Source organism: Pseudomonas coronafaciens pv. oryzae str. 1_6 (assembly GCF_000156995.2).
GTDB lineage: Bacteria > Pseudomonadota > Gammaproteobacteria > Pseudomonadales > Pseudomonadaceae > Aquipseudomonas > Aquipseudomonas tremae.
On record NZ_CP046035.1, the window covers coordinates 2,092,426 to 2,107,941 of the forward strand.

The 15,516-nt window shown below is 58.5% G+C and carries 9 protein-coding genes; 8 read left to right on the plus strand and 1 reads right to left on the minus strand.

All coding sequences use genetic code 11. From position 1 onward, the window contains the following. Positions 1 to 6 precede the first annotated feature (6 nt). The 3 genes from POR16_RS09330 (at position 7) to POR16_RS27005 (ending at position 7,608) form a co-directional block, all read left to right on the plus strand. On the plus strand, positions 7 to 2,838 hold the full coding sequence (locus POR16_RS09330; protein WP_005886581.1) for a hypothetical protein: 2,832 nt from the start codon (positions 7 to 9) through the stop codon (positions 2,836 to 2,838). An 84-nt stretch (positions 2,839 to 2,922) separates the two neighbouring features. Beyond that, positions 2,923 to 6,993: an RHS repeat domain-containing protein gene (locus POR16_RS26145; RefSeq protein ID WP_162010088.1), complete on the plus strand. Its 4,071-nt coding sequence runs from the start codon at positions 2,923 to 2,925 to the stop codon at positions 6,991 to 6,993. Positions 6,994 to 7,014: 21 nt separating this feature from the next. Further along, a complete protein-coding gene (locus POR16_RS27005) occupies positions 7,015 to 7,608 on the plus strand; it encodes an RHS repeat-associated core domain-containing protein (RefSeq protein ID WP_269083903.1) in 594 nt (197 codons plus the stop codon). Positions 7,609 to 7,751: 143 nt separating this feature from the next. Here the strand turns inward: POR16_RS27005 and POR16_RS09345 are convergent, their stop codons facing one another. Then, the gene (locus POR16_RS09345) at positions 7,752 to 8,015 is read right to left on the minus strand and encodes a LuxR family transcriptional regulator (RefSeq protein WP_024669750.1); all 264 of its coding nucleotides are present in this window, start codon (positions 8,013 to 8,015) and stop codon (positions 7,752 to 7,754) included. 242 nt (positions 8,016 to 8,257) lie between these two features. Between POR16_RS09345 and kdpF the strand changes: the two genes are divergently transcribed. The 5 genes from kdpF to POR16_RS09370 all read left to right on the plus strand — a co-directional run bounded on the left by kdpF (position 8,258) and on the right by POR16_RS09370 (position 15,496). Continuing rightward, the gene (kdpF, locus tag POR16_RS09350) at positions 8,258 to 8,353 is read left to right on the plus strand and encodes a K(+)-transporting ATPase subunit F (RefSeq protein ID WP_020357697.1); all 96 of its coding nucleotides are present in this window, start codon (positions 8,258 to 8,260) and stop codon (positions 8,351 to 8,353) included. A gap of 2 nt (positions 8,354 to 8,355) precedes the next feature. Next, positions 8,356 to 10,050 carry a potassium-transporting ATPase subunit KdpA gene (kdpA, locus tag POR16_RS09355; protein WP_024669751.1) on the plus strand — a complete coding sequence of 565 codons (1,695 nt, stop codon included), beginning with the start codon at positions 8,356 to 8,358 and terminating at the stop codon, positions 10,048 to 10,050. A 10-nt stretch (positions 10,051 to 10,060) separates the two neighbouring features. Further along, positions 10,061 to 12,139 carry a potassium-transporting ATPase subunit KdpB gene (kdpB, locus tag POR16_RS09360; protein WP_024669752.1) on the plus strand — a complete coding sequence of 693 codons (2,079 nt, stop codon included), beginning with the start codon at positions 10,061 to 10,063 and terminating at the stop codon, positions 12,137 to 12,139. 54 nt (positions 12,140 to 12,193) lie between these two features. Beyond that, the gene (gene kdpC, locus POR16_RS09365) at positions 12,194 to 12,766 is read left to right on the plus strand and encodes a potassium-transporting ATPase subunit KdpC (protein ID WP_005886627.1); all 573 of its coding nucleotides are present in this window, start codon (positions 12,194 to 12,196) and stop codon (positions 12,764 to 12,766) included. Positions 12,767 to 12,832: 66 nt separating this feature from the next. Beyond that, positions 12,833 to 15,496, plus strand: a complete 2,664-nt coding sequence (locus POR16_RS09370; RefSeq protein ID WP_055002558.1) for a sensor histidine kinase — start codon at positions 12,833 to 12,835, stop codon at positions 15,494 to 15,496. Positions 15,497 to 15,516 lie beyond the last annotated feature (20 nt).

Below are 15,516 nucleotides of genomic sequence, written 5' to 3' on the forward strand. Positions count from 1 at the left end.
TTTATCATGAGCCATTCAAGGGACGAGCTGTTAGTGTCCATGCAAGACCGCCCTTCAACATCCGACTGGGGGGCTATTTCTATTTTCGGTCGTGCGCGACTGAATAGATTGTTGGAACAGCAATTCGTCGCTGGTTTCGACGAACTCAGCTTCCTGCCGCCCTTCAATTTGTCGTCTATTTTTCTGACGGAGAAAGAAGAGGAGTGGATGGATATCGAGGCCGTTATTCTGAGTCAGCCGTTGCTATCGTTTGAAACCGCCTCTCTTGATAATTCGCAGGCCACACTGACAATGTGGTTCATCGCCGGAACGGTGACGTCATTTTCAGCGTTGGCTGGTCAGCCGACACTGTTGACCTCCAGCTTCAAGCTCTCCGAGCAGCAAGGTTTCAAGCTGGTCATGACTATTAATCTGACCGTGGTGGTGGGAGAAGTCGACAAGCGTGGACGAGTCACTCTGGATTTGAAAGACGGATATGAATTCACGACCAATCTCTCAAACCAGCTCAATGTCCAGCATCGTGTTGGCCTGGCATTTCGGTCGGCGATACAGAACCTGCCACGTCACAAACGGGTATTCGAGCTTGGCATGCTGGACTTGAAAGGCTACAACCCGCTAACCCCGACAACCTTCCGTATCCTGACCCAGGCGGCGCCGGGCGCCAAGGACGCGAAGTCCACAAACTACGGCGAAGGTGGCGTGGTTATTTTCATCGCGTTGAGAGGTAAGGCTTCACCTGGCTATCTTCCAGGCGAAGGCAGTGGCTTTCCATATTTTATTCCGGATGACAAGGACGCTGCGGGGCAAGACCTTTACTCGGCAGCGCTGGTGCTGTCCTACGACATGCTTCAATACGTAGAGCAGCAACGACTTGACTTGCTTAACAGCCTTTTGTTTCCCGGCCAGAATGTATTTGTAGAAAGCTCCCGGCACGAACCGCACGATATGATTGTGTTTGGCAACATTGATCCGACGCTGACGACCGTTACGTTGGAGCCATTATTTAAAGTCATACAGGCAGGTCATACGCAACAATTTCAACTGGTACAGAGCAGGACAGTATTCAATAATGCCCCCGTCACCTGGAGTGTCTACAGCATCAATACCACTCACAGTGCCGGGCGTATCTCTACATCAGGCCTCTACAGAAGTGTCGAACCTCAAAATCTTGGCAAGGAAACAGTACGCAATATTGTAACAGCCAGTTATTACGACACAGTCGCAGGCAAGACCGTTCAGGCATCTGCTCTGATTGCTGTTGTCTTTGAAGGGATGACGGTCGCACCTCAATCATGTTTCAGATCTGCGGAACGTAACGCTAGCCCGGTTGTATTTTCGGCGTCAACGCTAGGTGGGGGCGAACTGGAGTGGTCGCTGCTGGGAGCAGAGTACGGCAAGTTGGACGTGACTGGTAATAGTGCCATTTACACACCTCCGGAGACATTGCCCGACGGCGAAGTCATGGCAGTGCAGCAAATCAAGGTTTTGGACTGTGCCACTGGCTCGAGCACGCTGGCCTCTGTGGTATTGCTGGCAACGCCTCCGACTCTGGATGTTCATCCCCCCTTCAGCGCGGGTATAAGCCGCTCCGCGGAGGTTCAACTTTCGGTCACAACCACCTCCCCGGAATATATTCGCTGGAGCATATTCAGTGGTGGTGGCGGTGTCACGCAAGAAGGACTGTTCTCCGCCCCTGCCCAGATTGAATCGCCGCTCAGTGTGGTACGGTGTGAAGTCATATACGGCGGAACCACATGGATGACTGGCTACAGCATCGTGCAACTGTCCGACTTCATCGCCGAGAAATCCTGGTCAAGTCTGGGTGAGTTCACTTTGACTGCACTTAATGACCAGCGCTCGGCATTTGCCAATGGCTATCAGCAAATAGCCGTGAATGTACAGATTGAGACCGATAACCAGGATTACCCTGTAACACTCGAAGAGATGAGCAGCCTGACCATTGTGTACAGGGACAGTGGGCAGGAGCTTGACTACCTGCCCGCGGGTAAGGACGGCATTGAAAGTGATGACCATTATACCTGGGTGGTCAATGGCGCGGAGAACCGTTTCAATCAATATTCCCCGTCCCTGAACACCTCCGATGAGCCCGTCAATGAAGCCCGTAGTAGCATTACCCGTAGAAGGGTGTACGTACAGACGCGCGCGAAGTCTGCCGAAGTGTTCTTTGCGAAAATCGTCGACCAATATGCGGTGCCGCATGTGTCGAATCATGAAAGCCAGTATGCGCCTTATACGATCGTGCTCAGTCCCCTGGAACCGCCAAGATTTCCGGTGACCAATTATAGATTTGCACTTCAGCGCGTTTCCGGCGGCGGCAATAACCCGCCGCAACAGGCAGACTACGATTATTTTCTGACCACCACCGATTACTGGACACTCGAGTTCGTCGGCACTAATGGACTATCTGTACGGTTTGTGAGATGCGAGTTCGAGGACAGTCAATCGACTGTTCAGTGGGAAAGTCGCAGGGTTAACGAAACGATGTTCAGCTACACCGGTTACCTATTCAACGATATGGCCGTTGAGGGTGATCAGGGAACTGTGAACTATGATGAACGGCTTGCTGAGGTTATACCCAGCACCTCGCTGGAAAGCAATATTGCTCCTGGACACGGCGTGGGGGCAGGGCAATTGATGATCTGTTTATTCCGGGTCGACGATGTCAAATATAATCAGGGCAGTACTGCGCGTTTACTGGAAGCCCCTCTGAAGCTACGAATGCTGGATGAGAATGGCAATCATCATGCGCTTTCAATCGGTTTTCCTTCAATAGAAGTTACTGACAGCCGGAACACATTGCTGATCAACGTCATTTGAATCTCTCAGCAGTCTGGGCGCTCTCGTGGTATCTGGTTCGCCGCGCCCAGTGAGTTGCCCTCCATAGCAACCGAGGCATGCCCCATGTCCACCACCACCTCACTGCACTCCAACGCCTTCAACTTCATGAGCTTCCTCAACAGCGGGGTCGATCCGCGTACCGGCCTGTATACCGCCTCCATCAGCCTGCCCGAACTCAAGGCCAATGACCTGGCCGGCCCCCTCGTGCCCATCACCCTGGCGTTCAGCCCCCTCAATACCCGCGACTCCGGGTACGGTTTTGGCTGGAACCTGCAACTTTCCCAGTACGACCCCGTCACGCGCATGCTCTCGCTGGGCAGTGGCGAGTCGTTCAAGGTCACCGGTTCCGACAGCACCAGCGACCGGCTATTGATGAAGGAGCAGAAACTCGACAGCTTTCACCTTCATCAGACCGGTAACGAAACCTTCAGGATCGTTCACAAATCCGGGCTGGTCGAACGGCTACGCACCGGCGGCAGTGCCAATAACCGCCTGGCCCTGCCATACGAAATCAGCTCGCCCGACGGGCGTTCGGTCTACCTTGATTACGACCTGTTCGACGGCCAGCAGATCCTGGCGTCCGTCAGCGACAGCCAGCGCACCTTGATCAGTTTGACACGCACCAGGTGGCAGATTGAAATCATCCTGAACCCGGGTGTGCTGCCCGCACGCTTTACAATGGAGCTGGCCGGGTCTGATTTTCGTGTGGCGAAGGTAGTGCTGCCCACCGCCGACGGGGCCTGCTGGCGTTTCGTTTACCAACAGCTGAACGGGCTGTTATGCATCACTGAGGCCTACACCCCGAGCGGTGCCCGGGAAACCGTGGGCTATCACGATGCCGGACATGCATTCCCCCATGCCGACGCACGTCCGGCCTTGCGCAGGGTCACCGAGCATTTGACCTACCCCGGAAACGGTCAGTCGACCATCAGCACCCATTATGGCTACAGTGCCCACGGTACGGGCCAGACCAACAATTTTCTGGGCAACAACGCTAGCGGGCTGATCTGGGAAGACAACGGCGAAGACAACCTGTACCAGGTCAGCGACAACTACCAGTACGGCACCACGCAAAGCCTGATCGTCAGCGGTGAGCCCGTACGCACTGTCGAGCGCAGTTTCAACCGCTTTCATTTGCTGACCGAAGAGACCACGACCCAGGGCGATAACGTGAAAAAGACCAGCACGGTCTATCACGCTCTGGAGCAATCCGATTTCGATCAGCAGCCGCCTTATTTTCAGCAGCCCAAAAACGTCACCAACAGATGGTCGCTGCGCAGCAACGCCAGTCAGGTGCGCTACGAAACCCTCAGCAGCGACTACGACAACTTTGGCAACCTGACGCGTCAACTCCAGCCCAGCGGCGTGCTCGAAACCAGCACCTGGTACCCCGCAGAAGGCGAAACACAGGGCGAGTTTCAGTGCCCGCCAGACCCGGAAGGCTTCGTGCGTCACGTCCGGACCCGCACCGTCACCCCCGCGCAGTCCGAGTATGGCGAGCCCGCGCCGGTGCTGCGTAACCGCTTTGTTTATGACGCGATGGCGCCGGTCAGCGGCGCATCAAAACCCTGGCTGGTGCTCACCCGCGAGACGCTGCTCAGCGTGCAGGGCGACTCGGAGACGACCCTGCACGCCACCGGCCACCTCTATATTCAGCAGCCGGAGGATGTGTTGAGTCACGGTCGCCCTTTGCTGGACACGTTCACACTCAACGGCATCAGCACCCTGACCAGCTTTGCCTACAGCAAGTCCCTGAGTCGCGCCGCAGAAGGCGGCAAAAAAGGTAAAGCGCATAAAAAGTGCAGAGCATGCAGAGCGTTGAGAAAAGCTAGCCTGGGCAGGAACGCTCGCCGGGCCGAAACCGTGCTCAAGACCACCCAGACCCTGAGCAGCACACTGGACAGCCACACCCGGACCCTCAATCTGGAGCACTCGCTGATCAATGGCGAGCCGCTGCTGACCGTCGACGACGCCAAAGTGGAGATTCGCTACACCTACGACGCCCTGGAGCGGGTCACCAGCGAAACCGTTGCGCCGGGCAGCGATTATGAGGCCACGCGTCGTTATGCCTACACACTGGTGGCCACCGAAGGCGAGACGGCGCATCAGGAGATCACCGACGTCAAGGGCGTGACTACCTGCAGCTACCTGGACGGGCTGGGTCGGGTGTTTCGCGAAACGCGTCAGAATGCCGATGGTGCCGATGGCAACAAACGCATGCGTGATACCTACGCAGCCAGGTACGACGCGCGTGGCCAGTTGCAGCAAGAAACGCGCTACGACTGGCTGGATGAGAACAACAAGGTGCTGACCCTGACCAGCACCTTTGGCTATGACGACTGGGGTCAGCAGGTCAGTGAAACAGGGCCGGACGGGGTGGTGGCATTTCAGCAGACAGACCTGCAGCTTGGCAGCTCAGGCCCCGTGCTGCGCGAATGGCGGCAGACCAGTCACACCGAGACCGAAAAACACGGTCTTACGGTCACTCAGCTTAATTTGTTTGAACAACCGGAAAGCGTCGAGCGTATTCCCCAGGAAGGGGAGCTTGTCAGTAGACAGCTTTATCGTTACGACGGGCTTGGTCGTACTGTCGAGGAAATTGATACGCTGAGGCATGTCAATCGGTACAGGTACGATGCGTTTGATCGCATGATCGAAAACACCTTGCCAGACGACACGGTGATCCGGCGCGAGTACGCCTCGCACAGTATTGAGGACCTGCCGACGGCAATCAGCGTCGACGACTGCGTTCTGGGGCTGCAATCCTTTGACGGGCTTGAGCGCCGATATAAGGCGGTAACCGGAGGCCGTGAACAGGTGTTTACATTTGAATCGGGGCAGACTCAGCCTAAAACCGTGCTCACGGCCAGCGATCAGACCATCGAGTATGTCTACCTTCCTTCATTAAGCGATCAGCCAATGCAGCGCAGGATAGTGGGTAGCGAGGTTTCTGCCACTTATGCATACGATGTAAAAGATGCGCGCCTGCGCAGTTGTGAGGAACAGAAACAGGCGTTGACGCGAGATTATTACTCCACCGGCGAACTGAAAAGCGAAACCTGCACCGTTGACACGCAGACGCGGACCATGTCGTACCGCTACAGCCTGATGGGGCTGCTGATGGAATACACCGATGTGCTCGGACAGGTCCAGAAGTGTACTTACGACAACGCAGGGCGTCTGATCAAGACCGTGCTTGGGCAAATTACGTCGACGTTCCTTTACGACTCGCTGGGCCAGACTTGTCACATCGAAACGCTGGAAGGCGCAAACAAGGTTGCGGTCAGACTCACCTACGATGAGTTTGGCCGTGAGACGCAGCGTGACTTCGATCTTGGCGATGTACAACAGGTCATGACTCAGGCCTATGACGCGAATGACCATATGACACAGCGCACGCTGGTTGAAGGTGGCGTGCTGCTGCGCAAAGAAGATTTTGACTATGACAGACATGGACGGCTGGCCTCGTACACATGTTTAGGCAGTCAACTGCCTGTGGACTTCTACCATAAGTCGATAAAGAGCCAAGTATTTCGCTTCGACGAATTTGACAATCTTAGCCGCGTCCTGACCGAGTTTCCGGACAGCAGCAATCTGGCGACGTATCGCTATGCAGACCCACAGATCGACCCTACTCAGTTGTTGAGTGTTACCAACACTCATGCAGATTATCCAGAGTTGATCTTGAGCTACGACGCTGATGGTAATCTGACTCAGGATGAACAGGGTCGAACCCTGCGTTACGACGCATTGGGTCGCTTGCTGGAAGTCAGTGGCCCATCGATGCCCGGCAAGTACCGTGAAGACGCCTACCGTTACGACCCGTTGGACGTACTCGCAGCGCGCGAAAGTGCGCAAGGGGTCGAGCAGCGTTTCTATCAGGACGGCAAGCCCGCCAACCAGATTAGCGATAAGCTGCAGCGCACGTTCATGCGCGGCGGCGCTAGCCTGTTGGCCGAGCTACAAGGCGGCGAGGGCGCAGGGGCTACGCGCTTGTTGGCAACCACCCTGAGCAACACTGTTCTGAGCGAAGTGGTGGGCGGCACAAAGCATGACAGCGCTTATACCGCCTACGGCCATCGCAGCTCCGATGAACCTCCCGGTGGCCTGGGGTTCAATGGTGAACTGACCTAGAACGATACCGGCTGGCAGCTGCTGGGCAATGGCTACCGGGCGTATAACCCGGTGCTGATGCGCTTTCATAGTCAGGACAGTTTGAGCCCGTTTGGCGAGGGTGGGTTGAATGCTTATGCGTATGGTGAGGGGGATTCGGTGAATCGGGTGGATCCGACGGGGCATATAAACATAGGAAAGTTTTTCAGGCGGGTTTTTGGGATTAGTGCAAAAAAGCCTCCAAAACAACCGGTGGTGGCAAATAAATACAGTCCGATAGTGGACAAAAGCAAAGACGTTTTAGAGCCCCCAAAGGTAGCGGCATCCAAAAGTGCTGAGAGACCTGATGTCTTTCAAAACTCTAGTCAGTTAGGTGCACGGAAAGTTAAATTTTCGAGTATGCAGGTGAGGAAGTTAGTAAAAAAATCGAAACCCAATCCACTATCTGCAACTAAGTATAGAGCGCGTAAATTATCCAACAGGAATTACTCTGAACTCGAGATGAGGAAGGTTTCTGGAAAATTGTCGCCAATCCTTGAGCCGTCTAACATGAGACGCAGAAATGCAATGACTGGTATGAGGACATTAGATCTGCCGAATGCCTCTGAAGTGAGGGGTCGCGATTTTTTATATTGAGCTGCGCGTCCATCCCTACTTCCAAAGCGTATTTGAATGTAGAAGGCTTTTCTGACCTGCCGCATGTACTCAACCGTGCGGCTTGGTCTGTTAGTCAGAATGGGCAAAATTGAACGCTATGCGCCGACTGACAACGCACCCATTCACTCCACCAAAATAACCCCCTGCCTGATCGCCATCACCAGCGCCGCCTTCAACGACGTCACCCCGAACTTGCGGCGAATATTGCTGGTATGAAAGTGTACGGTTGCCTCCGAACATCCTTGAATACGTGATATCTCCCATGCAGATTTGCCGATCGCCACCCATTCCAGGACTTGTCGTTCCTTGATCGTCAACTGGACAACGGTAGAAGTGTCGGGGGAGGGCGGGATGGAGCCGGGTGGTTTGCCCTTGTCGCGAAGCATGATGAAGTCCTTTTCCTGAAGATCGCTGCCTCACGATACCCCCACAACCCCTATCGCGAACCTGACATAAATGACAGCGCTGATGCCTGCGCATGCATGGCCCCGTCAGGCTTGCAGCGCTTCTTTACAGCTTCTTTACGCCCGGCGCGTGCAGTCGCTCTCGCGCCTTTACACCCATGCTGCGGACAATCCACCCACGCGGCCTGCGCCGTAATCGGTTGTTGCCTGATGGGGAAAATTCAATGAGCGTTATGGATAGTATCTCTCTGCTAATGGGAGTCGGGCTGTTCATCTATCTGCTGGTGGCGCTGTTGCGCGCCGACCAGAGTCAGGAGTGATCATGCACAGTTACGATTATCTGTTGATTCTGGCCTTCCTGGTCCTGCTGCTGGCCCCTGCGCCGTTGCTGGGGCGTTTCTATTATCGGGTCATGGAAGGCGAACGCACCTGGCTGAGCCCGGTGCTGGGGCCGGTCGAGCGGGCCTGCTACCGGATCTCCGGCGTCGACCCGAAAACCGAGCAATCCTGGAAGCAATACATGTGGGCCTTGCTGGCGTTCAATCTGGCAGGCTTTGTCCTGCTGTTTGCAATGCTGATGCTGCAAGGCGTGCTGCCCCTCAACCCGCAGCAACTGCCTGGCATGGAATGGTCACTGGCGTTCAACACGTCCATGAGCTTCGTGACCAATACCAACTGGCAAGCCTACAGCGGCGAAGCGTCGCTCAGCTACCTGAGCCAGATGGTCGGCCTGACCGTGCAGAACTTTGTCAGCGCTGCGACGGGCCTGGCAGTGCTGGTCGCGTTGTGCCGAGGTATCAGTCGTCGCTCCTCGCAAAGCCTGGGTAACTTCTGGGCCGACATGACCCGCGCCACGCTCTATGGCCTGCTGCCGATCAGTATCGTGCTGGCGGTGTTTCTGGTCTGGCAGGGCGTGCCGCAGAACTTTGCCCATTACATCGACGCGCTGACCCTGCAAGGCACCGATCAAAGCATTCCCATGGGGCCTGCGGCGAGCCAGATATCGATCAAACAACTGGGCACCAACGGTGGTGGATTCTTCGGCGTCAACTCGGCGCACCCCTTTGAGAACCCGACTGCCTGGAGCAACCTGTTCGAACTGGTGTCGATCCTGCTGATTCCCGCAGCGCTGGTGTTCACCTTCGGCCACTACGTCAAGGACATGCGCCAGAGCCGTGCGATTCTGGGCTGCATGCTGGCGTTGCTGCTCATCGGCGGCGCGGTGTCTCTGTGGGCCGAGTACCAGCCCAATCCGATGCTGAACATAGCCGGTGTTGAACAGACCGCCCCGCTTGAAGGTAAGGAAACCCGCTTCGGCACCACCGGCACTGTGTTGTGGTCGGTTGCCACCACGGCGGCGTCCAATGGCTCGGTCAACGGCATGCACGACAGCCTCAACCCGCTGACCGGCATGGTCGCACTGGTCAACATGATGGTCGGCGAAGTGATCTTCGGCGGCGTCGGTGTCGGCCTCAACGGCATGTTGCTCAACGTCTTGATCGCCGTGTTCCTCGCCGGGCTGATGATTGGCCGCACGCCGGAATACCTTGGCAAGAAGCTCCAGGCGCAGGAAGTCCGGCTGCTGGTCGCGACCCTGCTGGTGATGCCGGTGGGCGTGCTGGTGCTGGGCGCAATCGCCGCCAGCCTGCCGGGCCCGGCGGGTGCGATCAGCAACCCCGGCCCGCATGGTTTCAGTCAGTTGCTGTACGCCTACACTTCGGCGACGGCCAACAACGGCTCGGCGTTCGGCGGTTTCAGTGCCAACACCGTGTTCCACAACCTGATGCTCAGCCTTGCGATATTCATTGGCCGCTTCGGTTATATCGTGCCGGTGCTGGCACTGGCCGGCAGCCTGGCCATGAAGAAAACCGCACCGCAGGGCCAGAACAGCTTCCCTACCCATGGCCTGCTGTTTGTCACCCTGCTGACCGTCACCATTTTGCTGGTGGGTGGTTTGACCTTCCTGCCGACCCTGGCACTGGGCCCGATTGCCGAACACCTGAGCCTGGGTTTCTGAGGAACCGATCATGAGCACTACTGACACTGTAAGAAGTGATGCTGCAAAAGCCGCTGAACCGCAGGTCGCCAGCGAGTCCGCCAGAACCGGCATCGCTGCTCTGTGGCGCCCGGCGCTGGTACAGGCGTTCGTCAAGCTCGACCCGCGTCAGCTCAAACGCTCGCCGGTGATGCTGGTGGTGGAACTGACTGCCATTCTGACCACCGTGCTGTGCGTCATCCCCAACCCGCAGGTGCCAACCTCGGTCTGCGTACAGATTGCCCTGTGGTTGTGGTTCACCGTGCTGTTCGCCAACTTCGCCGAAGCACTGGCCGAAGGCCGTGGCAAGGCGCGGGCCGACAGCCTGAAGGCTGGCAGCGAAGGGCTCAAGGCACGTATCCGCGACGTGAACGGCAGCTTCAGAACGATCAACGCCAGTGAGCTGCGCAAGGGTGATGTGGTGCGCGTAGAAATCGGGGAAATGATCCCCGGTGACGGCGAAGTCATCGAAGGTATCGCGGCGGTCAACGAGGCGGCGATTACCGGGGAATCCGCGCCGGTCATTCGCGAGTCTGGTGGTGACCGTTCGGCGGTCACCGGCAACACTCGACTGGTATCCGACTGGCTGCTGATACGCATCAGCAGCAACCCCGGTGAGTCGACGCTGGACCGCATGATCGCGCTGGTCGAAGGCGCCAAACGCCAGAAAACCCCAAATGAAGTGGCGCTGGACATTCTGTTGATCGGCCTGACGCTGATCTTCCTGCTGGTGGTCATCACCTTGCAGCCGTTCGCCCATTTTGCTGGCGGCAGCCTGCCGTTGGTGTTTTTGGTCGCGCTGCTGGTGACGCTCATCCCGACGACCATTGGCGGCTTGTTATCGGCCATTGGTATTGCCGGTATGGACCGCCTGGTGCGCCTTAATGTGATCGCCAAGTCCGGTCGTGCTGTGGAAGCCGCAGGCGATGTGCATGTGCTGTTGCTGGACAAGACCGGCACCATCACCTTCGGCAACCGCCGTTGTGCCGCCATCTACGCAGCGCCTGGCGTGACCCCGAAGGAGTTGGGCGAGGGCGCCTTGCTGGCCTCGCTTGCCGACGACACGGCTGAAGGCAAATCCATCGTCGAGTTCTTGCGCAATCTACACCCGATGAACGAGCCGACCCTCGGTTCGGTCACCGCTGTGCCGTTCAGTGCGGATACACGTCTGTCCGGCGTTGACTACCAAGGCCATGTTTACCGCAAGGGCGCGGTGGACTCGTTGCTGGCTTTCGTCAACCTGCAGCGCAGTGATCTGCCACCGGTACTGGCACGGGAAGTCGACAAGATCGCCAAGACCGGTGGCACGCCGCTGCTGGTCTGCGCCAATGGTCGTTTGTTGGGTGCGATTCACCTCAAGGACGTGGTCAAGCCGGGCATTCGCGAGCGTTTCGAGGAATTGCGCAAGCTGGGTATTCGCACCGTGATGGTCACTGGCGACAACCCGTTGACCGCCGCAGCGATTGCTGCCGAAGCAGGTGTTGATGACGTGCTGGCTGAAGCCACGCCAGAGAAGAAGCTGGAACGGATTCGCCAGGAGCAGGGCGAAGGGCGTCTGGTAGCGATGTGCGGCGACGGCGCCAACGATGCACCTGCACTTGCCCAGGCGGATGTCGGCATGGCCATGAACGACGGTACCCAGGCGGCGCGCGAAGCGGCCAACATGGTCGACCTCGACAGTGACCCCACCAAGCTGCTGGACGTGGTGCAGATCGGCAAGCAGTTGCTGGTTACACGCGGTGCGCTGACGACGTTTTCGATTGCTAACGACGTGGCCAAATACTTCGCCGTTCTGCCTGCATTGTTTGCCTCCATCTACCCACAGTTGGGCGTGCTCAACGTGATGCATCTGGCCAGCCCGCAGAGCGCGATTCTCTCGGCAATCGTGTTCAACGCGCTGATCATTGTGGTGCTGATCCCCCTGGCCCTGCGCGGTGTGCGCGTCCAGGCCGCCAGCGCGGCGCATTTGCTGCGTCGCAACCTGCTTATCTACGGCCTGGGCGGGATCATTGTGCCGTTTCTCGGCATCAAGCTGATCGACATGCTGCTGGTCGGACTCGGCCTGGTTTGAAGCCTGTGCTGCACGCCGGGTGGCGTGCAGCCTCACCTTATTGAGGAAATGCAGATGTCCAGTGTAGTGCGTCCGGCCCTGAGCCTGATTGTGTTGATGAGCCTGATTACCGGTGTTGCCTATCCGCTGCTGGTCACCGGAGTGGCGCAAGTAGCGTTTCCGGCGCAGGCCAATGGCAGTCTGATGTATGACGAAACGGGCAAGGTGCGCGGTTCTTCACTGATCGCCCAGGCGTTTACCGGCGATGAGTGGTTCCAGTCGCGTCCCTCGGCAGGCGCTTTTGCGACCGTGGCCAGCGGCGCCAGCAACTTCGCACCGAGCAACCCGGCGCTGGCGACACGCGTCACGGAGGACGCCGCCAAACTGGCCAACCCCGCTGTCGGGCCTGTGCCGATGGCCTTGCTGACGACGTCAGGCAGTGGTCTTGACCCTCATTTGTCACCCGAGGCCATTGCTTGGCAGGCCAGCCGCGTGGCAGCGGCCCGGCAAATGCCGATGGATAAAATACAGGCGCTGATCGAGGCCAATACCCAGCGCCCGCTCATCGGTCCGCCGGTGGTCAACGTATTGACCTTGAATATGAGCCTGAATCAGTTACCGTCTGCACCGCGCAACGCGCAGTTGTAACAAATTGCGCATTGATTGCAGCAGCGTCGCTACGCTGTAACTGATCTTAGAGAGGGTGGTAGCCACGTGAGTGATTCCGGTCGAGCTGATGCATTGTTGGCCCAATTACCCCGCGAAGGCCGTGGGCGGCTGAAGGTTTTTCTCGGTGCTGCGCCGGGTGTTGGCAAGACCTACGCCATGCTTCAGGCAGCCCATGCGCAATTGCGTCAGGGCGTTAGGGTGCTGGCGGGCGTGGTGGAAACTCACGGCCGAGCGGAAACGGAAGCATTGCTCAACGGGCTGCCACAGCAGCCCTTGCTGCGCACTGAATATCGCGGCATGACCCTCGAAGAAATGGACCTGGACGCTCTGCTCAAGGCCGCGCCGAGCCTGGTGCTGGTCGACGAACTGGCGCACACCAATGCGCCTGGCAGCCGGCACACCAAACGCTGGCAGGACATTCAGGAACTGCTGGCTGCTGGCATCGACGTCTACACCACGGTCAACGTCCAGCACCTGGAAAGTCTGAATGATCAGGTGCGCGGCATCACTGGCGTGCAGGTGCGCGAAACGCTGCCGGACTGGGTGTTGCAGGAAGCCTTCGACCTGGTCCTGATCGACTTGCCGCCGCGCGAGCTGCTGGAGCGCTTGCGCGACGGCAAGGTCTACGTGCCGGAGCAGGCACGCGCGGCCATCGACGCTTTTTTTACCCAGACCAACCTCACTGCACTGCGCGAGATGGCCATGCAGACGGCTGCCGCGCAGGTCGATAACGATCTGGCGCAAGGCTACCGACAACTGGGCCAGTCGGCGCCGGCCGTGCGCGGGCGAATGCTGGTGGGGATTGATGGCGATATCCATGCAGAGCGCCTGGTGCGCCATGCCAGCCGAGTGGCCCAGCGTCGCCATCTGCCGTGGAGCGCGGTGCACGTGGATGACGGGCAAACTCTCGACGAGCAATCCCGTGCTCGCTTGCAAAGTGCCCAGCAACTGGCCGAGCGACTGGGCGGCGAAGCGGTATCGTTACGTGCCGGTGAGGTCGCCAGGACGCTGGTGCAGCACGCCATCGAGCGACGCGCCAGCGTGGTACTGGTTGGCCAGTCGCGTCGGCATTGGCGGCGAAAGGTATTTGGCGGCGGTGTCGCCGCACGCTTGCTGCGCGAAGGGCACGGGCTGGAAATCTCGGTGCTCGATGACAGCGAAGAGCTACCTGATCAACCGCCGCGCGCGCGTCCGGCTCACGAAGTGGTGTGGTTCGATTACGGCTTGGCTTTCGTTGCCACGCTGATCGCCAGCCTGGTGGCCTGGGGAGTTGCAGGCGTTCTGGCGCTGCCCAATATATCGCTGATCTTTCTGGCTGCAGTGCTGCTGGTGGCGGTGCGCAGCAGCATGGGGCCGGCATTGGCCTGCGCCGGGCTGTCGTTTCTGGCCTATGACTTTCTGTTCATTCCGCCGAGCTTCTCGCTGAACATCCAGCGCGAAGAGGACGTATTGACGCTGTTGTTCTTCCTGCTTATGTCAGCCCTGACCGGCAAGCTGGCGGCACGCCAGCGCCGGCAGTTGCAAGCCTTGCGTGATACGCAGGAACAGACCAGCGAGTTGCTCGACCTGTCGCGCAAAATGACCGCCGCCACTGACCGCAAGGCAGTACTCAATGCCGCCGAGCAGCATTTTTCCGGCTGGAAAGAGTTACACCTGTGTCTGGTGGGGCGAGACGGGCAGGGCGGCTGGGTGATCGAAACCGGAGGGCCGCTGACCTTTTCCGAGGCCGAGCGCGCCGCTGCCGACTGGGCGTGGCAGCACGACCAGCCCGCAGGCAGCGGTACAGGCACTTTGCCGTCAGGTCGCTGGTGGTGGTGGCCGATTACCGCAGAAGAAGGGCCGCTGGCCTTGCTGGGTGTTTGTGCACGGGAAGGGCAGTCGTTTACTGACCAGCACAGGCGGCTGCTTGCCGCACTGACTCAGCCACTCGCCCAGGCCTTGGCCCGTGCGCAATTGGCGCAGGAGCTCGAGGCGGCGCGCCTGCACGGCGAAACCGAACAACTGCGCAGCGCCTTGCTGGCGTCGGTGTCGCACGACCTGCGCACCCCGCTGACCTCAATGCGCGGCAGCATCGACAGCCTGCTGGCTTTGGGCGAGGCCATCCCAATGGAAGATCGTCGCGAGCTGCTGGAAGGCACCCGCGACGAGGCAGAGCGCCTGGACCGTTACATTCAGAACCTGCTGGACATGACACGCCTTGGGCACGGCGCGCTGAAGCTGGCTCGAGATTGGGTGTCGCCTGCCGATATCGTAGGCAGCGCGCTCAATCGCCTGCGGGCGGTATTGGCTCCGTTGCAGGTCAGCACACAGGTGCCCGGCGAGTTGCCGTTGTTGTACGTCCACGCAGCGTTGATCGAGCAGGCACTGGTCAACGTTCTGGAGAATGCCGCACGCTTTTCTCCTGTCGAAGGGCGCTTGCAAGTGGCGGCCGGCGTCGTCGACAGCGAGCTGTTTTTCTCGGTCAGTGATGAAGGGCCTGGCATTCCCGAGGATGAGCGGGCGAAGATTTTCGACATGTTTTACACCGCTGCGCGCGGTGATCGCGGAGGGCAGGGCACCGGGCTCGGGCTGGCGATCTGTCAGGGTATGATTGGTGCGCATGGCGGGCGACTGGCTGTCGAGGACGGTATCGACGGGCTGGGCACACGTATCACGTTGTTTCTGCCGTTACAGGCGCAGCCGGACGGCGAAGTGGAGGAAACTGTTTGAGAACATCGGTTACGTCAGTG

Bases quoted from the DNA above. Each gene is read 5' to 3' on its own strand.
- POR16_RS09330 (WP_005886581.1), top strand. From the start codon at position 7: ATGAGCCATTCAAGGGACGAGCTGTTAGTGTCCATGCAAGACCGCCCT.
- POR16_RS26145 (WP_162010088.1), top strand. From the start codon at position 2,923: ATGTCCACCACCACCTCACTGCACTCCAACGCCTTCAACTTCATGAGC.
- POR16_RS09345 (WP_024669750.1), bottom strand. From the start codon at position 8,015: ATGCTTCGCGACAAGGGCAAACCACCCGGCTCCATCCCGCCCTCCCCC.
- kdpF (WP_020357697.1), top strand. From the start codon at position 8,258: ATGAGCGTTATGGATAGTATCTCTCTGCTAATGGGAGTCGGGCTGTTC.
- kdpA (WP_024669751.1), top strand. From the start codon at position 8,356: ATGCACAGTTACGATTATCTGTTGATTCTGGCCTTCCTGGTCCTGCTG.
- kdpB (WP_024669752.1), top strand. From the start codon at position 10,061: ATGAGCACTACTGACACTGTAAGAAGTGATGCTGCAAAAGCCGCTGAA.
- kdpC (WP_005886627.1), top strand. From the start codon at position 12,194: ATGTCCAGTGTAGTGCGTCCGGCCCTGAGCCTGATTGTGTTGATGAGC.